Source organism: Rhizobium sp. SEMIA 4085, assembly GCF_013004495.1.
Lineage (GTDB): Bacteria > Pseudomonadota > Alphaproteobacteria > Rhizobiales > Rhizobiaceae > Rhizobium > Rhizobium gallicum.
This window is the reverse complement of the sequence record NZ_JABEPH010000058.1, coordinates 1-21,906: the sequence shown is the minus strand read 5'-3', so window position 1 is coordinate 21,906 and position 21,906 is coordinate 1. Positions and strand designations below refer to the sequence as shown.

At 61.4% G+C, this 21,906-nt stretch carries 18 protein-coding genes and 2 pseudogenes; 8 read left to right on the top strand and 12 right to left on the bottom strand.

Translation table 11 applies throughout. The features are described from left to right. Positions 1-413 (top strand): annotated as a pseudogene (locus tag C9413_RS08740) (Enamidase); the annotation flags it as partial. 311 nt (positions 414-724) lie between these two features. On the opposite strand, the gene C9413_RS08735 reads toward C9413_RS08740, so the two are convergent. From C9413_RS08735 to C9413_RS08710, 6 genes are read right to left on the bottom strand one after another with little or no spacing between them, the layout of a single operon-like run. Then, the gene (locus tag C9413_RS08735; protein WP_040116278.1) at positions 725-1,309 is read right to left on the bottom strand and encodes an amino acid synthesis family protein; all 585 of its coding nucleotides are present in this window, start codon (positions 1,307-1,309) and stop codon (positions 725-727) included. Continuing rightward, a complete protein-coding gene (locus tag C9413_RS08730; protein WP_040116277.1) occupies positions 1,306-1,890 on the bottom strand; it encodes an amino acid synthesis family protein in 585 nt (194 codons plus the stop codon). The genes C9413_RS08735 and C9413_RS08730 overlap by 4 nt, the downstream gene beginning before the upstream one ends. After that, complete coding sequence (locus C9413_RS08725; protein ID WP_063856031.1) at positions 1,835-2,794, bottom strand: UPF0280 family protein; 960 nt, start codon at positions 2,792-2,794, stop codon at positions 1,835-1,837. The genes C9413_RS08730 and C9413_RS08725 overlap by 56 nt, the downstream gene beginning before the upstream one ends. A 46-nt stretch (positions 2,795-2,840) precedes the next feature. Next, positions 2,841-4,334, bottom strand: coding sequence for a 6-hydroxynicotinate reductase (locus C9413_RS08720; RefSeq protein WP_040116276.1), 1,494 nt, complete (start codon positions 4,332-4,334; stop codon positions 2,841-2,843). Positions 4,335-4,346: 12 nt separating this feature from the next. After that, positions 4,347-7,133: a molybdopterin cofactor-binding domain-containing protein gene (locus tag C9413_RS08715; RefSeq protein WP_170250368.1), complete on the bottom strand. Its 2,787-nt coding sequence runs from the start codon at positions 7,131-7,133 to the stop codon at positions 4,347-4,349. Beyond that, positions 7,130-7,981 carry an FAD binding domain-containing protein gene (locus C9413_RS08710; RefSeq protein WP_040116275.1) on the bottom strand — a complete coding sequence of 284 codons (852 nt, stop codon included), beginning with the start codon at positions 7,979-7,981 and terminating at the stop codon, positions 7,130-7,132. Before C9413_RS08710 ends, C9413_RS08715 begins: the two co-directional genes overlap by 4 nt. A gap of 314 nt (positions 7,982-8,295) precedes the next feature. On the opposite strand from C9413_RS08710, the gene C9413_RS08705 reads away from it, so the two are divergent. Continuing rightward, positions 8,296-8,757: a MarR family transcriptional regulator gene (locus tag C9413_RS08705; protein ID WP_223844104.1), complete on the top strand. Its 462-nt coding sequence runs from the start codon at positions 8,296-8,298 to the stop codon at positions 8,755-8,757. Between the two features lie 2 nt (positions 8,758-8,759). Here C9413_RS08705 and C9413_RS08700 read toward each other — a convergent pair whose 3' ends face one another. The 5 genes from C9413_RS08700 to C9413_RS08680 form a co-directional block, all read right to left on the bottom strand. Further along, a complete protein-coding gene (locus C9413_RS08700) occupies positions 8,760-9,458 on the bottom strand; it encodes an ABC transporter ATP-binding protein (RefSeq protein ID WP_040116273.1) in 699 nt (232 codons plus the stop codon). A 3-nt stretch (positions 9,459-9,461) separates the two neighbouring features. Continuing rightward, positions 9,462-10,205 (bottom strand): ABC transporter ATP-binding protein, encoded by a 744-nt coding sequence (locus C9413_RS08695; RefSeq protein WP_040116272.1) that lies wholly within the window; start codon positions 10,203-10,205, stop codon positions 9,462-9,464. Continuing rightward, complete coding sequence (locus C9413_RS08690) at positions 10,193-11,155, bottom strand: branched-chain amino acid ABC transporter permease (protein WP_040116271.1); 963 nt, start codon at positions 11,153-11,155, stop codon at positions 10,193-10,195. Before C9413_RS08690 ends, C9413_RS08695 begins: the two co-directional genes overlap by 13 nt. Continuing rightward, a complete protein-coding gene (locus C9413_RS08685) occupies positions 11,152-12,033 on the bottom strand; it encodes a branched-chain amino acid ABC transporter permease (protein ID WP_040116270.1) in 882 nt (293 codons plus the stop codon). The genes C9413_RS08690 and C9413_RS08685 overlap by 4 nt, the downstream gene beginning before the upstream one ends. Before the next feature lie 178 nt (positions 12,034-12,211). Then, complete coding sequence (locus C9413_RS08680) at positions 12,212-13,525, bottom strand: ABC transporter substrate-binding protein (RefSeq protein WP_170250367.1); 1,314 nt, start codon at positions 13,523-13,525, stop codon at positions 12,212-12,214. Between the two features lie 814 nt (positions 13,526-14,339). On the opposite strand from C9413_RS08680, the gene C9413_RS08675 reads away from it, so the two are divergent. Beyond that, positions 14,340-15,839 (top strand): hypothetical protein, encoded by a 1,500-nt coding sequence (locus tag C9413_RS08675; protein WP_052451890.1) that lies wholly within the window; start codon positions 14,340-14,342, stop codon positions 15,837-15,839. 140 nt (positions 15,840-15,979) lie between these two features. Here the strand turns inward: C9413_RS08675 and C9413_RS08670 are convergent, their stop codons facing one another. Then, positions 15,980-16,633 (bottom strand): TetR family transcriptional regulator, encoded by a 654-nt coding sequence (locus tag C9413_RS08670; RefSeq protein ID WP_040116268.1) that lies wholly within the window; start codon positions 16,631-16,633, stop codon positions 15,980-15,982. Between the two features lie 286 nt (positions 16,634-16,919). Between C9413_RS08670 and C9413_RS08665 the strand changes: the two genes are divergently transcribed. The 5 genes and pseudogenes from C9413_RS08665 to C9413_RS08645 all read left to right on the top strand — a co-directional run. Beyond that, on the top strand, positions 16,920-17,480 hold the full coding sequence (locus C9413_RS08665) for a TRAP transporter small permease (protein WP_040116267.1): 561 nt from the start codon (positions 16,920-16,922) through the stop codon (positions 17,478-17,480). A 10-nt stretch (positions 17,481-17,490) separates the two neighbouring features. Beyond that, positions 17,491-18,771: a TRAP transporter large permease subunit gene (locus C9413_RS08660; protein ID WP_040116266.1), complete on the top strand. Its 1,281-nt coding sequence runs from the start codon at positions 17,491-17,493 to the stop codon at positions 18,769-18,771. A gap of 77 nt (positions 18,772-18,848) precedes the next feature. Beyond that, on the top strand, positions 18,849-19,865 hold the full coding sequence (locus tag C9413_RS08655; protein WP_040116725.1) for a TRAP transporter substrate-binding protein: 1,017 nt from the start codon (positions 18,849-18,851) through the stop codon (positions 19,863-19,865). A gap of 63 nt (positions 19,866-19,928) precedes the next feature. After that, positions 19,929-20,789 carry a shikimate dehydrogenase gene (locus tag C9413_RS08650; RefSeq protein WP_040116265.1) on the top strand — a complete coding sequence of 287 codons (861 nt, stop codon included), beginning with the start codon at positions 19,929-19,931 and terminating at the stop codon, positions 20,787-20,789. Between the two features lie 28 nt (positions 20,790-20,817). After that, positions 20,818-21,861 (top strand): annotated as a pseudogene (locus C9413_RS08645) (TIM barrel protein); the annotation flags it as partial. Positions 21,862-21,906 lie beyond the last annotated feature (45 nt).

Below are 21,906 nucleotides of genomic sequence, written 5' to 3'. Positions count from 1 at the left end.
CGGTAGACCCGGCGGGTGAACTGCTGAAGCTCGGTCAGGTCAGTCGCGGCACCGAGGGCGCGGCGGGTGCCGGCGTGCAGCCGCTCGGCATCCTGCGCATGGTGTCGTTGGTCGCAAGTCTTTCCGACACGCCGGCGGAGGTGGCCTTCTGTTTCGCCACCGGCAATACGGCCCGCCAGCGCAATCTCGACTGCGGCATCATCGAGCCCGGCAGGACGGCCGACTTCGTCATCATGGACCGGGCCCAGCATGCGCCAGGCGCGACCCTCCTCGAGTCCGTGAAGCTCGGCAACCTGCCCGGGATCGGCATGACAGTCATCGACGGCGTAATCCGGACACAGCGAAGCCGCAACACGCCGCCGGCCACGGCGGTGCCGGAGATCGTCTTCGGCCGGTATGCCCAGTATGGCTGACGCAGCGCCGGTCTTCACTCAGATCGCCGCAGCGCTTTGACGTGCCGAGTGGTTCATGAAAGCAGGTAACTTGATTGATATTGTCGCGTTGCTAGGCAATCCCATCTTGTCTACATTCGGCGCCTTAACCGGGATGCTCTCCCATACCAGCTTCTCCACACGTCACGATCAGACCACGCTTCGCACCGTCTTTCCTGTCGGGGCCCCGAGTGAGAAAAGGCGTGGGCGGGTTTTCGCAGGCACCACACCTTAACCTTCTAGATCGTTCACATTTATGATTTTTGGGCGGAATGGATCAAAATCACCGTGATCTAGCGCAGTCCGTCCTTGCCTTCGATCTCGTCCACCTTCAGGCCGCCGACGCGGGCAAAAGGCCGGCCGCTGTCCGTGACGGCGACGGCGACCATGATCTCGTCGGCGCGCGGGGAATCGTTAAGGCTTACCTCCATGCCGTCGAAGTGTGAGCGGACGAAGGCTGCATCCTTGTGGCCGAGGGGTATGTCGAGTGTCTGGCCAGGCCCGCCACGCTTCTTCGACGACGGGACCAGGGCCGCGCCTTTCTCGACGGCGGCGCGAAGCGGCTTGCCCATGGCGGGATGCAGTAGGGCGGCGGCATGTTCCAGCTCACCGTTCTCGCCGACCATGGCTGCCTTGCCGTAGCTCTCGGCCTTGGAGGGCTCAATGCCCAGTGCCACCACACATTTCTCTCCCAGCAGGCCGCCGAGTTCGGCGCCGATATCGATCAGCGGCGTCAGGTCCTCGACATAGCGTCCGGCAAAGGGGTTGCGGATAACCGCAATTGCGGCCGCCTTGCGGGTCGGCGGCGAAACCGTCCGGCCCATTTCAGAATGGGTTTCCTCGAGAAAAACGGCGAGCTTACGGATTTCGGCTTTCATCTCAGTCCATCCTCTCCCTTGATGTCTTCTGCTTTTAGTCCGCCGACGCGGGCGTGAATGCGCGCGCCGGTGGTCATTACCAGCGCCAGTACCATCTCGTTAGCGCGCGGTGCGTCGGCAAGGCCGACCTCCATGGCGTCGAAATGGCTGCGGACATAGGACGCATCGATATGGGTTACGGGAACGTCTAGCCGCGTGCCGGCGGCGCCGACTTTCTTCGTCGAGGGAACGATCGCCTTGGCGTTACCCAATGCCTCGCGCATGGCATAGCCGCCCGGCACATGCCATAGGGCGCCATGTTCCACTTCGCCGGCCTGACCGACAATCGCGCCCTTGCCATAGCCCTCGATCGCGCCCGCGTTGCCGCCGAGCGCTTCTATCAGCCGCCTCGCCATGTCGAGGCCGAGAGGCTCCAGATCCTTCATGAAGCCCTGAATATCCTCATGATAGGCGCCCGCGAACGGATTTTCGATAACGGCAAGCACGGCGCCGCGCTTCAGCGGCTTTGCAGGTGGCGTGCCGCCTTCATGGCGGATTTCCTCCACCGCCGTAAGGATTTTCCTGATCTTTGGTTCGGCCATGGCTGACGTGCTCCGTTGCGATGATTGTGTTTCCGGTGGAGTCCTGATCGCACGCCATTGCCAGGCGCCCCTGATCCTGAAGAAAAAGCGCGGCTCTTTCGATGAAACCGAGCGCTATGAAGCGCTCAGCTTCCGCGCCGCCGCGTGACAGAGCTTCCTCGACCTCGTCGGATGCCAGCCTGCCGCAATTGCGCACGACGAGCCTTGTTCCGAGATCGCTGTCGTCGCGGACATCGACGGCGCGGACGCGTTCGATTGCAGGATGGCCGGGAAGATCGACGGCATTGGCGATGAGCGTCGCGGCGGCATCCGCCTCGGCTGCGGTGCGGGCAATGACGGTAACGGATTCGGCAATGCCGAGCGAGAGGCTGCGGCCCCCCCTGCCGCTGGTGGCGATACCGCGGCTCTGGCAGGCGCCCTTCAGCTCGAAATGGCCAAGTGAAACATTGTCTAGCCGGGCGATGCGGACACGGAAGGAGGCGTCACCGTGGAGATGGACAGCGATGTCGCCGCCATTGTTGACGTAGATCCGGGCCGGTCTTTCGACTGGTGAAAAAGCGGCAACCATTGAGTCTAGAATTTCCTCCGCGACGGCGCCGGCAACGGCGGCCATCGGTGTTATGAAACGGTATCGCGAAAGCGGCTTCACTGCCGCGACCATCCGTCTGGCGACGCTTCCGCCGGGATCGGACATGTCCGGATCCGCTTCGGTGCGAAGCAGCGGCAGCTCCGACGTCAGCTCCTCAAGCACCGTTTCGAACCTCGCAGTTGCGACCTCGAAGGCACGGGCGCGCATATCTGCCGCGTTGCAACGCAGGCGAGCGCCGTCATCGGCGCCGATGACGAGGTCGATCGGGCCGTGCTGCAGGTGCAGCCTGCCACCTGATCCGTCCTGATCCGGCAAGTATCTCGCCTGAGGACCCAAGGTCGTCACTCCGTTACTGTCCGTGTCATGCCTGCCACTTGAAATTTTGGCTTTCGGTTGGCCAGGGTGCGTCCTGGCGCTGAGCGACCTTGCGTTCCGCCACCTTCAGCGCCTCCTCGATCGGTACCACCGCTTCCATATGGCCGCCGAGCGCACGGTAGTCGTCAAGCCGCATAGTGAATTCGATTGGCGCGACGAGTGCGGGGGTCGGCACGTAGCCGAAGGAATTGGCCGGCATCTGCGTCACGTCTGCCATCACGGTAATGCCGCCGCCGGGCCAGACATAGGCCGGCGCGCCACCGCACGACACGTAGGTCAGTGCGTCCTTGACCGAGCGGGTGAGTTGCACCGGATTGCGCGTGACCCCTGCGCGCAAGCTGCCTCCGGCGCCACCCATGAAAAGCACCGAGCAGACGGCCGGCTCGCAATTTTCGGCGATTTGCTCGACCGATAAGCGGATATCTTCGGGCAGGCTCGTCTGGAGAGCGGGCACGAGGTTTTCGTCGAGAATGTAGTACCCATATTGCTCACCCGTGGTGGAGACCATCAGGAGGCGCAGGCCGGGATAGGCGGTCTTGGGATCGAACGCGCCGAGAATCGAGAGCGGATCGGAAATGTTGGTGCCGCCCCAGCCGGTGCCGGGCTCTGCCACCTGGAAATAGCGACCCGGGGTTGAACGGCGGCCCTTGATCCTGATGCCGGTCGCTGGGATGTCGAGCACGCGGCCAGCCTGGTGTTCGGAAAGAACGCCGGTGATGTGGTCGTCGACCACGACAACCTCGTCCACATGCCGCGCCCATTGCTTGGCAAACATGCCGATCGTCGCCGAGCCGCAGCCGACGCGCATTCGCTGTTCCTCGACGCCGTTGATGACCGGTGCCGTACCCGCCTTGACGACGATCCCCGCGCCGCCGTCGATCGTCATCGCCACGGCCTCACCGTTGCAGAGTCGCAAAAGTGCGTCGCACGTGAGGCGGCCCTCCTTCTTGGTCCCGCCGGTCAGGTGATGGACGCCGCCGAGCGAGAGCATCTGTGAGCCGTATTCGCCGGTCGTGACATGGCCAACCGGCTCGCCTTCAACGCGCACGGCAGAGGTCTCAGGGCCGAGATAGCGGTCGGTATCGATTTTCACCTTGGCGCCGCAGTAGCTGAAGATGCCTTCGGTGACGACCGTCACCATGTCGACGCCGCCTTCTCGCTGCGAGACGATGAAGGGGGCAGGCTTATAGTCCGGGTAGGTGGTGCCGGCGCCGACGGCGGTGACGAAGGAGCGCTTCGCCTGAACAAGATCGCCGTCCCAGTCCTTGTCTTCGGCGCCCGGCAGGAAGGAAACGAGCTGGCCGCCATTGTCCTTCCGGTTCTCGATGATCGTTAGGGGATCGACGCGAATGAGGTCGCCGCCGACATTGGCGTAGCGATCGCAGGCGCCGGATCTGCCCTCTGAAATGTAACACATCACCGGGCAGGCATCGCAGCGGATCTTGCCATCTATTGTGCTTTCGCTCGCTTGTTTGACCATTGGGATTTCCCGTCAGTTCTTCACTGCGGCGCGGATCGCCGCCATCACCTTCGCCGGCGTCGCTGGCAGGTGGTGGATGCGCACGCCCGCAGCATCGCGAATTGCGTTGAGGATCGCCGGCGCAGTCGGGATCAGTACATGCTCCCCGAGCCCCTTGGCGCCGTACGGTCCATGGCCGTCCTCGACCTCGACGATCAGGGTCTCGACGGGCGGAATGTCGCCGAAGGTCGGGATGAGGTAATCGTGCAGGTTCTCGGTGCGTCCCGGAACGAATTCCTCCATCAGCGCAAAACCCACACCCTGAGCGATGCCGCCCTGGATCTGTCCCTCGATCAGCAGCGGGTTGATCGCCCTGCCGACGTCATGGGCGGCGGTGAACTTCCGCAGCTTAACCGTGCCGAGCGCCATGTCGACACTGAGTTCGACCAGTTGCGCGGCATAGCCGAAGACCGCGTAGGGATGGCCCTGGCCGTTCTCGTCGAGCGGTCTTGTCGGCGGGTCGTAGCTTTCCTCGGCCACGAGGACGTAGCCGTCCGCGTCGGCAGGCAGAGCTTCGCCAAGATGAACCGTCCGGCGCACCTCGCCGTCGGCGAGGCGGATGACGCCGTTGTCGATCTTAATCTCGGCATCGCCCGAGACATTGCCGAGCCTTAGGATCTGTGTTCTCAGCGCTTCGCCACAAAGCCTAGCGGCATTGCCAGAAACATAGGTCTGTCGGGAGTCGGAGGGCGGGCCGGCATCGGGCGTCAGGTAGGTATCTGGACCGACGAGCATGCAGGCAGAGACAGGCACACCCAGCGCGGTCGCGAAAATCTGGGCGATAACGGTGTTCGAACCCTGGCCGATATCGGTTGCGCCCTGGTGCAGGACGATGGTGCCATCGGCGCGAATGCCGGCTTTGATGATCGAGGGATTGGGCAGCGAGGTGTTGCCGCAGCCGTACCAGCCGGACGCGATGCCGATGCCCCAGCGCAGCGGGCTGCCAGAACGTTCGGCTTCGGCGTTGCGATCCTTTGCTTCCGGGCCGGCGCGATCCCAGGCGGGTTGCAGGGCCTCCAGACAGGCGCCGATGCCCACGCCCTTGTCGAAGATCTGGCCCGTTACCGTCGGCTGGCCGTTGTCGAGCGCGTTAAGAAGGCGCAGTTCCAGGCGGTCCATGCCAAGTTTCAGCGCCAGTTCGTCGAGCAGGGACTCCTGTGCCATTGCCGCCTGCGGCACGCCGAATCCGCGGAACGCGCCGGATGGCGGACAGTGGGTGTGGATCGCCCTGCTCCGCGCGCGATAGTTCTCGATCAAGTAGGGGCCGGAGGCGTGCACCGGCACGCGGTTGGCGACCGTTGGCCCCCAGGAGGCATAGGCGCCGGTGTTGAAATCGCCGTTGAACTCAAGCGCAGTGATCTTTCCGTCTCGCGTCGCACCGATGCGGATTGTGATCTCGCTGGGGTGGCGCTTTGTGGTGGATTGCATGGATTCGGTGCGGGAATAGGCCATGCGCACCGGCCGGTTGGTGAGCCAGGCGGCAAGACCGATATAGGGCTGTATGGAAAGATCGAGCTTGGAGCCGAAGCCACCGCCGCAGGCTGAAGGCACCACGCGCACAGCCTCCGGCGACAGTCCCATGATCTCGGCCATGCTGTCGCGGTCCATGAAGGGTGCCTGCGTGCAGCCATAAATTTCCAACCGATTGCCGATGCGGATAGCATAGCCGGCTTCCGGCTCGATATAGGCGTGTTCGACGAAAGCGGTTGAAAAATCGCCCTCAATGACGATGTCGGCGGCGGTAAAGCCGGCTTCGACATCCCCACGCTTGACGAAGCCGCTGCACATCACGTTGCCCGCGCGGTTCCCGTGGAGGACGGCTGCCTCCGGCAAAAGTGCTTCTGCGACAGTCATTGCCGGCTTGCGCTCTTCCCAGCCGATCGGGAAACACTCCAGATCGAGTGCGGCGATCGCGTTCGCCTCACCGACAACGGCCGCGACGGCCTCGCCCCGGAAGCGCGCCACTTTCTCGGCAAAGACCGGCTGGTCGGCAAAGGGCGGGATGACGCCGAAGCAGTTCTTGCCGGGAATGTCCTTGGCCGTCAGCACCAGCTCAACACCGGGATTGGCGTCGCGCCAGGCCTTCAGATCGCCGAAAGCGAAAGCCGCATGCGGATAAGGCGAGCGGACGACGCGAAGCGACCACGCATCGTTGGGTGCAACATCATCGCCGAAGGCCTCCCGGCCCATGACCTTTGCAAGCCCGTCGATACGGGCAATGGCCGCGCCGACGCCGCCGTCGGTTAGCGTTGCGGGTCTTTCGAGCGCGCCGCCGGCATCCAGGATCGCGTCGATGATCTTGCGGTAACCGGTGCAGCGGCACAGCACGCCGCCGAGCGCATCCTGAACAACGGTCTCGTTCAGCTGCGTACAGGAGCGCAGCAGCGCGGTTGCCGTAACGATTATGCCCGGCGTGCAGATGCCGCACTGGGCGGCGCCGTGCCGCTGGAAGGCTTCGGCGAGACCTTTTGCGACCGCATCCGTATCGACAAGCCCACGCAGCGTCTCGACCGCACGGCCATTGGCCTGCGCCGACGCTGTGGTGCATGAGCAGACGGGCTCGCCGTCGAGCAGTACGGTGCAGGCGCCGCAGTCGCCGGCGTTGCAGCCGATCTTGACGTCCTTGCAGCCGAATTCCTCGCGCAGCGTTTCGGAAAGCCGGCGCGCGGGATGGACATGGGCAGCGACGGCTTCGCCATCGAGGGTGAAATTAACTGCAACGGCATTCGCCGCGATCCTAGCTTCAGCGATCTGGTTCATGCCGCAAGCTCCCCGGCTGTCGCAAGCGCTGCGCGCAAAGCGCGGCGGAGCAGCTCTGTTGCTGCTTCGAGCCGATAGGCGCGATCGGCGCGGATGTCGTCGATCGGCGAAAGGACGGAAAGGTGACGTAGTTCGACGACTGACGCCAGGATCTCGCCGTTCAGCGGCTGGCCCGCAAGCTCGCTCTCCAGTGCCTTAATGCGGCGGGCGATCGGCGAGCATGCACCGACGGCGATTCTCGCCCGCGCGACGCGGCCCGACCCGTCGGCTTCGAGCAGAACGGCAACCATGGCGATGGAGATCACCAGATATCTGCGGGCACCGAGCTTGAGGAAGGCGGAAGCGGCGTTCCGGTGCGGCACGAGAATGGCAGTTACCAGTTCGCCGGGGCGCATAACAGTCCTGCGAACGCCCGTTATGAAGTCAGACAATGGAACGGTGCGGCGCCCCTCGCATGAGGCAATTTCGACCTCGGCGTCGAGCGTCAAAAGCGGCGGTACGCCATCGGCGGCCGGTGAAGCGTTGCAGACGTTGCCGGCGATCGTACCGGCGTTCTGAACCTGCAGCGCACCCACTTCGCGAGCAGCAGCCTGCAGACCATGGAAGAGTGGGGGAAGGTTTGCGCGCGCCACATCGCTCCAGGTGGTAACCGCACCGAGGCGCCAGCCATCGCCTTCCCTTCGGATTGTACGAAGCTCGTCAATACGGGAAATATCGATCAGATCGCGCGTGGCCGGGCGGTCGCGAAGGGCAGGGTAATAGTCGGTGCCGCCCGCTAGCACGTCATGCTGGCCAGATGCGAGAATCGCGACGGCCTCCTCGCAGCTCCGCGGAGTGTAATAGCGCATCTCTGTTCCCAATTTTTTATTTGTATACGAATAAGTATCGGATGACATCCCTACGCTGTCAAGCGCGCTTTTGGAGTGATGCCCAAGCTTGACGGGATGAATATGGGCGTTACTACAATGATTTACGCCCAGTGTTACAGTGGATTTCCCGATGGGGCTTTCCTTTGGCACCACGTTGTCGCATAAAGTCAAACGGGCAATTCGGCTAAACTCGGAAAATCAGGTGCCGACGAGACGGTCAATCGCATCGAATGTTGCCCGCAGTTCATTTGTATACAGGCAAAATTTAAGAGAAAATGCGAGAAGACCGAGCCGTGGCGGAGAAGAGAGAAAAAAAAGCAGCGTCGGTCGCACCAGAGGCGCCGCGCGACTACGTACTGCACGAACAGATCGGGTTTTTTCTCCGTCAGGCGAACCAACGCCACGTGGCGATCTTCGCGAGCCTTATCAACGACAAGCTGACGACGACGCAATGGGCGGCGCTGACCAAGCTCAAGGAAATCCAGCCGTGCTCGCAAAACAGGCTTGGCCGGGAAACGGCGATGGACGCGGCGACCATCAAGGGAGTTGTCGATAGGCTGGTCAAGCGCGGCTTCGTCAGCACCCTGCCGGACAGCAACGACGCGCGCCGGCTCGTCCTGTCGCTGACCGAAGACGGGCTCGAAGCGATCTCGCACAATGTCGTGGCAGCGCTTTCGGTTTCGGAAAAGACGCTGAGCCCGCTGACGGCGGGCGAGCGGCTGATGCTGCTGGAGCTGCTGCGCAAGATCTGCTGAGGTCAGGCGATCCCGACATATCTGTCGAGCAGATGCGGGTTACCACGAAGCTCGTCAACCGGAACCGTCGCCTGAACCCGGCCGTTCTCCACGAAGGACACGCGATCGGCGACCGACAGCACGGCATCGACGCGCTGCTCGACCAGCAGGATCGCCTTGCCCTGGTCGCGCAGTCTTAGTACCACATCGCGGATGGCGGCGATCATTGAGGGCATCAACCCCTCGGTCGGCTCGTCCAGCATGATCACAGACGGATCGATGCACAGGGCGCGTGCGGTAGCGAGCATTTGCTGCTCGCCACCGGAAAGCGTTCCCGAGACCTGGTTGAGTCGCTCGCGCAAGCGGGGAAAGAAGGTCAGTGCCTGCTCGAGAATATCGCGCGAGGTCTTGCGCGTCATCAGCCCGATCTCGAGATTGTCCCGGACGGTAAGCTCCGAAAAGAGCCGCCGGCCCTGCGGCACGTAGCCTATGCCGTGCCTTGGCACTTCATGGGCGGGAAGGGCATTCAATTCCGTACCGGCAAGCTTGATGCTGCCGGAACGTGCCGGCAGGAGACCCATGATCGCCTTCAGCGCGGTGGTCTTGCCGGCGCCGTTGCGGCCGAGCAGGCAGAGCACCTCGCCGGCACCGACCGTTAGAGAGAAATCCTTCAGCGTCTGGCTGGTGCCGTGATAGACGTTCAGGCCGGTAACAGTCAGCATGGATCAGGATCCCAGATAGGCCGCCTGCACGGCGGGATTGGCACGGATGGCTTCCGGCGTTCCGCTGGCGAGGATCTCGCCGGCGTTGAGCACGGTGATCGTATCGGCAAGCTGCATGACGACGGGCATGTTGTGCTCGATCAGGAGGATCGTCGCAGTTTCCGCGATCTCGCGGACGAGGGCGCAGAAATTCTCGATCTCGCCGTCAGAGAGTCCTTGGGTAGGCTCGTCGAGTATCAGCAGTTTTGGTTCGAGGGCAAGGCCCATCGCGACCTCCAGAAGCCGTTGATGGCCGTAGGAAAGTTCGCCGGCCCTGGCGGCTGCACGATCCTGAAGTCCGACGCGCCGCAGCGCGAAATCGACCCGCTCGGCAATCTGTTCACTGTGCAGCCGGGCGAATGGCACTTTCGCGCGGGTGAGTGCGCTCTGGGCAGAGAGCGCGACGTTTTCGTAAGCACTGAGTTTGAAGTAGACGCTGGTGATCTGAAACGTATAGGCGATACCTTGGCGTACGCGCTTGAAGGCGGGTTCGCGCGTGATGTCGCGGCCGAGGAACTCGACGCTTCCTTTGCTCGGGGCGATGCGGCCGGAGAGCAGCGATACGAAGGTCGTCTTGCCGGCCCCGTTCGGGCCGATGATCGCGCGGATCTCGCCGACCTGCAGCTCGAAATCGACATTATGGACCGCTTTCAGCCCTCCGAAATTCCGACTGAGGCCCTTGGTGCTGAGTAACGTCAAGGCAGCCATGATACCCACCTTTCGCGGATGGTCCCGACGATGCCCTTCGGGAAGAACAGCACCAGTGCGATTAGCGCCAGACCGGTTACTAGCAGATAGGCGGCGGTGTATTCGCTGGCGATATCGATCATGTAGAACATGGCGACGGTGCCGAGCAGCGGCCCGAGAACGGTGCCTGCGCCGCCGAGCAAAGTGAAAAGCAGCGCGTCGATCGAATATTGGATCGAGGCGAAGGACGAGCCGACATAGGCAAACAGTAGTGCATAAGCCGAGCCTGCCATCGCAGAGAGCGTGCCGGAGATCACCAGCGCCTTCAGCTTGATCCGGAACGTGTCGTAGCCGAGCATTAGGGTGCGCGGCTCGTTTTCGCGGATCGCAATCAATGTGCGGCCGGTCGTTCCGCGAACAATGGCGAAGATGACGACGGTCGTCAGCGTCAATAGCGCCAGTGCGATATTGTAACGGACGGTGGGATCGGTGAGGTCGAAGCTTGCGCCGAAAAGTTCGAAGCGGCGGGCTGCATCCGGCATCACCAGACCTTCGTCGCCCCGGGTATAGGTGGTAAAGTAGAGGCTTGCGAGATATGCGACCTGCGCGAACATCATAGTGACGATCATGAAGGCGACGCCGCTGGTTCTCAGCGAGATCAGCCCGACCAGCAGCGATGCGAGAAAGCCCGAGCCAGTGCCGGCAACAAATGCCGCCGGTACGCTCCATCCGAGATGATAGGCTGTGAGCCCCGCACCGTAGAGCCCGGCGGCGAAGAACAGTGCATGACCAAGGCTGAGCAGCCCCGCATAGCCGAAGAGCAGGTTATAGCCCATGGCAAAGACTGCGAGCACCATTATGCGGGCGATCGCCAGGTGGTGGTAAGCCGGCAGGACGAACTGCAGAACGAAGAGCGACATGATGACGAGCAGATGAAGCCCGGCGGCCTTGGTGAAGCTTGGTGACGTCATCGTGCCCTCGCTCCGAAAAGCCCCTCGGGTTTGAAGACCAGGACAAGCGCGACCAGCAGCGTCGAGATCATCTTGGCGAGCGTCGGCGAGAAGAAGACGGAGATGACGCCGTCGCTGAGGCCGATGATCAGCGCGGCGATGACCGTGCCGCGCAGGCTCCCCAGGCCGCCGATGATGACGACGATGAAGGAAAGCAGCAGCGGATCGAGTCCCATCAGGTAATGCGCCTGCCGGATCGGCACGATCAGTACCGCCGCGATCGCAGCGAGCATGGCGCCGGCGGCGAAGACATAACCGTAGACCTTGCCGACCGGGATCCCGAAGGCCTGCGCCGTTTCGCGATCGAACTGGGTCGCCCGCATGATGAGGCCAAGCCGCGTTTTCGTAAGGATGTACCAGCAGATGCCGAGCAGCGCGATCGCGGCGGCTATGACAAAGAGATTGTAGCCGGAATAGCCGAACCACGGGAACTGGACGCGGAAGTAGAAGGGCGCCTCGACCGGGCGCGCATCCGGGCCATAGGCGATCAGCACCGTCTGCTGGATGACATAGAGCATGCCGATGGTGGCCACGATCGTCGCTTCCGGATCATATTCCAGCCGCTTTAGGATCAGCCGCTCGCAGGCATAGGCGATTGCGCCCACCAAAAGCGGGCTGATGACCAGCGCCAGAAAGAAACCCGCAGCCGGATTGGACGACAAGAGCGATGCGGTCCACCAGGCAATGACGGCGCCCAGCATGTAGAATTCGCCATGCGCGACGTTGACGATCCGCATGACGCCGAAAACCAGGCTCAAGCCGAGAGCCGTCAGGGTCAGCACCGCCGCCTGTAGCAGGCCTTCGAGCGTTGCCAGCAGCAAAAAAGGGCCAAGATCCACGACAATGTCCTCTGCAAGGGGTTATGCCAGCGCCTTGCTCGCGAATGCACAAATCCAGCACCCCGCGCAACGCCGCACGTTTGGCCCTCCCGTCGCCTTGCGGCTCGGGCCGGACCCGAGCACAATCGGCCGCGACGGGATTGCTCTTAAACAGCCGCGGCCCTTTAGCCTTTGCAGGCTAGAGGGACATTTTCGTGTAGTCGGCACTGACCTCGTAGAGGCCGTCCTCGATCGCCGTCCTGTGGACGAGTTCAAGGCGCCCGCCGGTCACCTTGGAAATGTTCTGGTGACCGTAGCACTGGTGGTTCTTGCCGTTGAAGATCTTGTCGCCCTGCGGATGTTCGCGGCCCTCATCGAACTTCTGGATCGCCTCCATGGCCTCGATGAAGCCCTGCTTGTCCTTGGGCGTCTGGCCCTCATAGCCGCTGGCTTCCATCGCCTGCTTGATGGCAAAGAGCGACTCCCAGCAGCCGAACATGTGGGAATAGGTCGAGATGTCCTTGGGATCCGAGGCGCTGGCGCCATTGGCGTCCACGCCGACCATCTCGCGGTGGAACTTGTCGTCCTCTGTCTGGTCCTTCTGGGCGTAGCGCGGATTGCCTTCCCAGAAATAGGTGCCTTCCAGGAATTCGAGCTGCGGCGTCGCAAGGTCAACCGCCTCAAGGCTGTCGATGAAGCCGAAGATCTGCGGCCGGGTGGAGCCAAAGAATTGACCGAGCTCCTTGACGAAGGTGAGCACCGCCGGGCCGACCATGACGTGGTAGAGCACTTCGGTGGAGGAGGAGATCTGCGGCAGATAGCGGGTGAAGGAGGATTCGGTCGGAGGGATGGCGATGAGCCCCGCGACCTCGCCGCCCTGCGCCTTGATCGCCTCGGAAAAATAGTCGCGGTGATCGTGGCCGAAGGCAAAGTCAGGGAAGATCATTGTGACCTTCTTGCCGAGATTCTTGGAAATCCAGGGCGCCATTGCGATGACCTGCGAACGTACATCGGTAATGCCCGGCTGGAAGACATAGCGATTGAGCTTGCCGGAAGCTACGTGATGGCCCTCCGAGACGACGACATAGGGCATCTTCAGTTCGCCGGCGCGCGGCGCAGAGCCGATTACCACATGCGAAAAGAGCGTGCCGTACGCCACGTCGACCTTGTGCTGCGTCGCGAATTTCTCGACGACTTCGGCGCCGCGCTTGGGATCGGTGCCGTCATCCTCGATGATGACCTCGACCGGCCGTCCGTTGATGCCGCCGCCGTCATTGATGACCTTCACGGCGGCCGCCGTCACGCGCTCATACCAGCGCCCGTAGGAGGCACCAATGCCGGTACGGTGGAGCTGGAGGCCGATCTTCACCGGCTCTGACGTGCCCGCCTGACTGTAGCGAACGAAGCCGGGCATCGCCTGCAGGGCCAGGCCTGCACCTGCGGTAGCACCCATTGCCTGCAAGACCGAACGTCTGGAGATGCCCTTTTGGGGCTTGATAATGCTGTTGGACATTGTTGGTTCCCCTGTGCTCAAAGCGGACGTCTGCCGTCTGTTTATACCGTGTCAGATCGTTCGTTTGCCAACAAATCACGAGAAAATGTAATTGACAAGGGTCACGCGTCTGCGCTCCTGCATGGAGGTTGAACAGCCCGTTCGCATCGCTGATTTCGGGCTCTCGACGATCGTTACGCCCGCCTCGCCCATGGCTGCAAGTTGGTAGTCGCCCGAGCCGCACAGACCAATACTCCGGCTAGCCGGCAACGTGACGCTGAGCTTGCAAGCCCGCAAAGGCGGTGTCGAGCAGCCTGAAATCAGTCGCAAGCTCGGACAACACGGCCTTGCGGGATGCCGTTCACCAAGGAGAACCGCCATGATCGATCGGTGTTTCGCGGTCGTTCTGGAGGAGGGCGAAATGGTTGCCGATCAAGCCTTGCGGATCACGATTCGCTCCTCTCAGGCATGCCAGCGTGAACTGTCGCGCAGTCAAGGAGGCAATGATCCGGTGAGGGCACCTGCTCGCCGTTGGGCGATGCGACCATGCGGCAGGCGCCACCGTCGTGGTTGCTGGCAAAGGACGAATGGTTCGCAGGCTGCCGGTCCACGGCGAGAACCACGCTTTTTCATGGCGCCACTAGCTCTTCGAGCGTGAAGACGACCTCAAAGCCACCCGCTACCGAAAGATTGCCGCCAGGGCAGATACCGCTCTTAAGGTCGATGACGTGCGGGGCTGATCCGAAGGCCTTGCAGCATGCGCATTTTCGAGGTTCGGCATGGACATTCGCCTTTTACTTGTGTTCGTATGCAAACGATAATCTTCGGGGGCGGGATGACGATCAGCATTGCTTGGTACACTGGATCCGTCGCGCGCGGGGGCATTGCAGCGATCCTTCCGGTTTTGCAAAAAGGGGTGGCCCTTGCCGCCGGTAGTGTGGTCCTGGCCGTCTCAATTGCTTGCCCCGCCTTTGCCCACGGCAGCGAACGCGGTTTCGTCATGCTGCTGCCGACCGCTTATTACCGAACAGGCGGGGCGCTGGCGGTCGCGGCCTCCTTCGTGACGCTCGCCATCCTGCCCGCGGCCTGGTTCAAAACGCTCACGCGGGCTGAGCTGAGCTGCGCGCGGCTGCCTCGCGTACCCCGAAATGCCGCCAGTCTCTTCAGTTTCTCGCTGCTCGCGATCCTTTTTGTCGCTGGCCTTTTCGCCACGCCGGATCCGCTGGAAAACCTACTGCCACTGATGGTCTGGACGGTCTTCTGGGTCGGGTTCACACTTCTGCAGGCGCTTTTCGGCAATCTGTGGCCGTGGCTCAATCCCTGGACGGGGCCACTTGCGGCACTGAGAAGCATGACGGGCAGCCATCTCGCACGGACGGCGCTCGTCACTATGCCGAAGACCGCAGGCTATCTCCCGGCATCGTTGATGTTCCTATTGATTGCTTGGTACGAACTCGTTTCCGTCGCGCCTGACAATCCGCCGGAATTGGCCATCGGGGCTGCGATCTACTGGCTTTTCAATCTCGTTGCGATGATCGTTTTTGGGCAAGGCGAGTGGATGCGGCGGGGAGAGGCGCTGTCGGTCTTCTTCCGCTTTGTCGGCACGGTCGCTCCGTTCTCGGGACGTCGAAGACAAGGCCGCCGTTGGCTCGTGGTCACATGGCCTGGCCGGCGCTTTGTCGTCGGGCGTCCGCTATCCGTCAGCGCGACGCTATTCGTTCTTTTGACGCTTGCCACCGTCTCCTTCGACGGGTTTTCGAAGACCTTCACATGGCTCGGATTTGTTGGCGTCAATCCGCTCGAATTCCCCGGCCGCAGCGCGATGATGACGGTCAATACGTTCGGGCTTCTGGCGGCATTTGTCGTGCTTGCCGTCGTCTTCTATCTCACGGTATATCTGGGAAACCGCGCTGTAGCTGTGCCCCGCGGGATGACACTTAAGGCTTCTGCCGGGCTATTCGTTGTCTCCATCATTCCAATTGCGATCGCCTTTCACGCTGCCCATTACCTGACGGTTCTGCTTGTCAATGGCCAGTATTTTGCCGCGGCGATATCCGATCCCTTTTCGCTTGGATGGAATTTGTTCGGGACGGCGCATTTGCACCCGACGACATCTTTTCTCAGCAATCTGGAAAGGGTTTCGATCCTCTGGACCGTGCAGACTGTCATCGTGGTGGCGGGGCATATCGCCGGCATGATGCTCGCCCACATGGTCGCAATCGAGCACTTCGGCACAACCAAACGCGCCGTCCGCAGCCAACTTCCTCTCGCAGCAGGGATGGTCTTTTATACGGTCTTCGGCTTATGGCTGCTGTCGACGCCAGTGGCAGGATAGAAAAGACAGTGCCCCGTCTCCATCGGCCTTGTTGAGCGCCAAGCGCGCGTCGTCGGCGACGTCCAGGCCGGCTCGCCGCTGAATTCTTCCAGTTGGCGGCTACACAATATGGTTGATCGCCGCCGCAAAGCTGGCCGGCGTCAATCCGGCGACGGGCAGGACTTGAGATAGCTTACGACGGCATCGGCGATCATTCCGCGGTGCCGGTCGATCGTCTGGCTTTCCGAGAGATCCCGCCTGAAGATCGTGCCGAAGGTATAGCGGTTCGAGACCCGGAAGAAGCAGAAGGCGCTGATCATCATGTGGACATCGATCGGATCGGCCTTGCGATGAAATACGCCCTGTTCGAAACCACGTTCCAGGATTTTAGCGATCGTCTCTATGACCGAGACGTTGAGGTCGCGGATGGCATCCGAGCGCAGCATATGCGTGGCGTGATGAATGTTCTCGATGCTCACCAGCCGGACAAAATCCGGGTTGGCCTCGTCGTGATCGAAAGTCGTTGCGATGAGCGTGCGCAGGGCTGCTTCCGGCTCAAGGTTCGAAAGCTGAAGGTCGGCTTCCAGCGAGCGGATCTTGCGGTAGGACTGCTCCAGCACGGCGAGATAGAGACCCTCCTTACTGCCGAAATAGTAATAGATCATTCGCTTCGAGGTACGGGTCTTTTCCGCGATCGCATCGACGCGCGCACCGGCGAGGCCATGGGTCGCGAACTCCTTCGTCGCGACGACGAGAATATCCGCCTGCGTCCGCTGCGGATCGTTCTTTCGTCCGTTTTCAGCCCGCTGCGCCATCTCTCTCACGACCCTATTCCCTAAACCGCTGTTTCCAATCGTCAAAACGGAAGCCTGAACGTTGGAAGGCTGCCATTTCATGCACGCTCGACGACAAAGTCATATTCACCTTGCACGTCCGTTTCAATAGATCACCGCTTGACATTCGAACTAGTTAGTACATTTTGAAGACGAGGCAACTTGCCCCGGAGGAGGGGCGCGAGGTCACCGCTCAGATGCACGTCCCCGCGCGGCTGACGGACGTCGGAAGATCCTGGATCTGTTGCCCACGCTTTGGGAGGAGCGGATGACCCGCATCATCGATTTCTATTTTCTCGTGCTGAAGGCGACGATCGCTCTCTTGCTGGCAGGCATGGTTGTGCTCGTCTTCGGCAATGTCGTCCTTCGCTATGCCTTCAATCAGGGCATCACGTCATCCGAAGAGCTGTCGCGGATGTTCTTCGTCTGGCTGACATTTCTCGGCGCGGTCGTCGCAATGCGCGAGCATGGCCATCTCGGTGTCGATTCGGTGCTCCGGCGCCTGCCACCCACGGCTGCCAGAATGGCTGCACTCGCCGGGCATGCACTGATGCTGCTGGCGACCTGGCTTATGATCAGCGGTGCCTGGACGCAGACCCTGATCAACGTCCATGTGGCAGCGCCGGCAACCGGGATTTCGATGGCCTTCTTCTACGGCGCCGGTCTGGCGTTCGGGATCCCGGCATTTCTCATTCTCTTGTGGGACGCGTTCGCGATCGCCACGGGCCGCATCGATGTCACGACGGTCGAACTTGTCCGCGACAGTGAGGAACAAGTCGCGCTCGAGGATCACGATCCGGCACTTGCCAAGCTCGTGACAAAGCATTGAGGGGCGGGAAATGACTGTATCCATCTTCCTCGGAGCGCTTCTCGGTCCCATGGCGCTTGGAGTGCCCATCGCCTTTGCCCTGATCATCAGCGGCGTTGCGTTGATGATGTATCTTGACATGTTCGATGCGCAGATCGTGGCGCAGAACGTGCTGAACGGCGCCGACAGCTTTCCGCTGATGGCGGTGCCTTTCTTTCTTCTTGCCGGCGAGGTCATGAATACCGGCGGACTTTCTCGCCGCATTGTCGACCTTGCCATGGCGATGGTGGGCCATGTCCGAGGCGGCCTCGGTTTTGTCGCCATCTTCGCCGCCTGTGTCCTTTCGAGTCTTTCCGGCTCGGCCGTTGCCGATGCCGCGGCCTTGGGCGCGCTTCTTTTTCCGATGATGCAGAAGTCCGGACATGACCCGGCGCGCACCGGCGGCCTCCTCGCCTCAGCTTCCGTTATCGGGCCGATTATTCCTCCGTCGATCGGTTTCATCCTCTTCGGCGTGGTCGGCGGCGTTTCGATCACCAAGCTTTTTCTGGCGGGAATTTTCCCGGGACTTATGATCGCAGCCGCACTCTGTGTGACCTGGCTGATCGTTTCTCGAAAGGAGCAGTTCGCACTTCCCCCGAAGCAGAGTGGCGCGGTGCGTCTTAAAGCCTTCATCGACAGCATCTGGGCCCTGATGCTGCCGGTCATCATCATCGTCGGCTTGAAATTCGGCGTCTTCACGCCAACCGAAGCAGGCGTCGTTGCCGCTGTTTATTCGCTCTTCGTCTCGATGGTCATTTATCGCGAACTGCCCCCCGCGAGACTGTTTCATGTCTTTGTGGCGGCCGCCAAGATCACCTCCGTCGTCATGTTCCTGGTTGCCTGTGCAGCGGTTTCCGCCTGGCTGATCACAGTTGCCGACGTGCCCGGCGAGCTCGCGGCCCTGATCGAACCGCTCATGGACAATCAGACCCTTCTCTTGCTCGCCATCATGGTGCTGATCGTCGTCGTCGGAACCGCCATGGACATGACGCCGACCATCTTGATCATGACGCCGGTCCTGATGCCGATCATCAAGCAGGCAGGCATCGATCCGGTCTATTTCGGCGTGCTTTTCATCATCAACAATGCGATTGGCCTGATCACGCCGCCGGTCGGCACCGTGCTCAATGTTATCTGCGGCGTCTCGAAGCTCTCGATGGAAGAGTTGATGAAGGGCGTCATGCCCTTTCTCATCGCCGAACTGATCGTTCTGTTTCTGCTCGTCCTGTTTCCGCAACTGGTGACCGTTCCGGTCTCCTGGTTCGGACACTGATCGCAGTTTCGCCGGCAACGGCGAACGAATTTCAACGCGGCCGGAGGGAGATGCCGGCCACAACCTGGGAGGAAGACATGCTGAAGATATTGACGAAGCTGGCATGGGGATTGGTGTTGCCGATCGCACTGCTGGCAACTGGCCCGGCCATGGCCGAGATCGGCGAGCACCAGCTGAAATTCGCCTCGGCGAACAACAAGGGCCATCCCCAGGTCATGGGAATGGAGAAGTTCGCCGAGCTCTTGAAGGAAAAGAGCGGCGGCAAGATCGAGGTCAAACTCTTTCCCGGCGGCGTGCTTGGCGGCGACGTTCAGACCGTCTCGGCGCTGCAGGGCGGCGTGATCGAAATGACGGTGCTCAATGCCGGCATCCTTGCAAGCAACGTCAAGCCGTTCGGCGCCGTCGATCTGCCCTTCCTCTTCAATAGCGGCGAGGAAGCAGACAAGGTGATGGACGGACCGTTCGGCTCCGGCCTGATGAAGCTTCTGCCAGATACCGGCCTCGTTGGTCTTGCCTATTGGGAGCTCGGTTTCCGCAACCTGACAAACAATCGCCACGCGGTCACCAAGCTTGAGGACATCAAGGGCCTTAAGATCCGTACGATCCAGTCGCCGATCCCGATCGAGCTCTTCAACAGCCTTGGCGCCAACGCCGTTCCGCTTCCATACACCGAGCTTTATACGGCGCTCGAAACCGGCACTGTCGACGGCCAGGAAAATCCGGCTGCAAACATCATCAATGCCAAGTTCTTCGAAGTGCAGAAGTACATGACGGTGACCCGCCATCAGTACAATCCGCAGATCGTGCTCATCAGCAAGAAGTTTTGGGATGGGCTCAACGATGAAGAAAAAGCTCTCTTCCAATCGGCCGCAACCGAGGCACGCGACTATCAGCGCAAGGTTTCGCGCGAGATGGACGTCAAGGCTATCGAAGAGATCAAGAAGACCGGCATGGAAGTCAGCGAACTGAGCCCGGAAGAGACGCAGAAGCTGCGCGACGCCGTCAAGCCGTTGATCGACAAGTTCAGCCCTCAGATCGGCGCAGAAACGGTCGCCCAGCTCATGAAGGAACTCGACACCGTTCGCGGCAAATAATCAGAGGACCAGGCCCGCTGCTGGGGGCCTGGTCCTTTCTCATCGGAACCACGGAAAAGACGGATGGCCGAAACAATCATAAGACCGCTAAAGGCCGGCCTGATCGGCGCCGGCATCCAGGCGTCGCTGACACCCGCCATGCATATGAAGGAGGGTGCCGCCCAGGGTCTGAACTACGAGTATGAACTGATCGACCTTAACCGGATCGGCGCTTCGCCAGCCGACCTGCCGAAACTTCTGGCTGAGGCCGAAGCTCAGGGCCTTGCCGGCCTCAACATCACCCATCCCTGCAAACAGATCGTCATCTCTTTCCTGGACGATCTGTCATCCGAGGCGCGGGCTCTCGGAGCCGTCAATACCGTCCTTTTCAAGGATGGGCGGCGCTATGGACACAATACCGATTGGTGGGGCTTTGCCGAAAGCTTCCGTCGCGGGCTGCCAAACGCCGATCTTTCTTCGGCCGTCCAGCTCGGTGCTGGCGGCGCAGGCGTTGCGACCGCTTATGCAATGCTCTTTCTTGGCTTGCAGAGGTTGGCCGTCTTCGATCGCGAAGCGCAACGTGCTGCCGCCTTGACGGAAACAATGGCGCGGCTCTTTCCCACCGCTTCCATCATCGCCGGAAGGGATCTGGCATCCGAGATGGGCCAGGCAGCCGGCCTCATACATGCAACGCCGACCGGAATGACGAAGTATCCGGGCACCCCCTTGCCGCCGGAACTGCTTGAGGATCGGCACTGGGTCGCCGAGATCGTCTACTTCCCCTTGGAGACCGAGCTGCTGAGGCAAGCCAGACATCGCGGCTGCCGGACGCTCGATGGCGGAGGCATGGCGGTCTTCCAAGCCGTTGGCGCCTTTCGTCTGTTGACAGGACGAACGCCGGATGCAGCTCGAATGCTCGCGCATTTCAAGGCCATGACCGAATAATGCATTCGACACACAAGGGAGCAGGCCGATGAAGACGTCTATAGCGACCGTATCGTTGGGCGGCGATCTCCGGGACAAGCTCGAAGCGATCGCCAAGGCTGGTTTCGATGGCGTCGAGATATTCGAAAACGACTTCCTCATCTTTGACGAAAGCCCTCGTCAGGTCGGCAAAATGGTGCGTGATCTCGGGATGGAGATCACACTATTTCAGCCGTTCCGTGATTTCGAAGGCATGCCCGAGCCGCTTCGCAGCCGCACATTCGATCGCGCCGAGCGCAAATTCGACGTCATGCAGGAAATGGGCACGGATCTGGTACTCGTCTGCTCCAATGTGTCGCCGGCATCGCTTGGCGGTCTCGAGCGAGCCGCGGCCGACTTTCATGAACTTGGCGAGCGCGCGGCAAAGCGCGGGCTGAGGGTAGGTTACGAGGCGCTGGCCTGGGGGCGGCACATTCACGATCACCGCGACGCCTGGGAGATCGTTCGCCGTGCCGACCATCCCAACATCGGTCTTATCCTCGACAGCTTCCATACGCTGTCGCGCAAGATCGATGTCAACTCGATCCGCTCGATCCCGAAAGAAAAGATCTTCATCATCCAGCTTGCCGACGCGCCCCTGATCGACATGGATCTGCTTTTCTGGAGCAGGCATTTCCGCAATATGCCCGGAGAGGGCGACTTGCCGCTCCTGGACTTCATGAAAGCCGTGGCGGCAACCGGATACGACGGGTATCTGTCGCTGGAGATTTTCAACGATCAGTTCCGCGGCGGCTCGCCCACGGCAATCGCAGTGGATGGCCGGCGATCTCTGATCTATCTCGGCGATCAGGTAAAGCGGCAGGACCCGGAAGGCTCCTTGCCTGTCCCCGCGATGCCGCCGCGCGCCTCCGTCGAAGGTATTGCCTTCGTCGAGTTCACGGTCGACGAGGACGAAGCGCCGCAGCTCGAAAGGTTGATTGCAAGTCTCGGTTTTCGAAAGGTTTCGAGACACAAGACCAAGAGTGTCACAGTCTTTCGCCAAGGAGGTATCAATCTTGTCATCAATACCGAACAGAAGAGATTTGCCGGCGAGTAATACGCAGTCAACGGCACGACGACATATGCTGCCGGCCTGTGG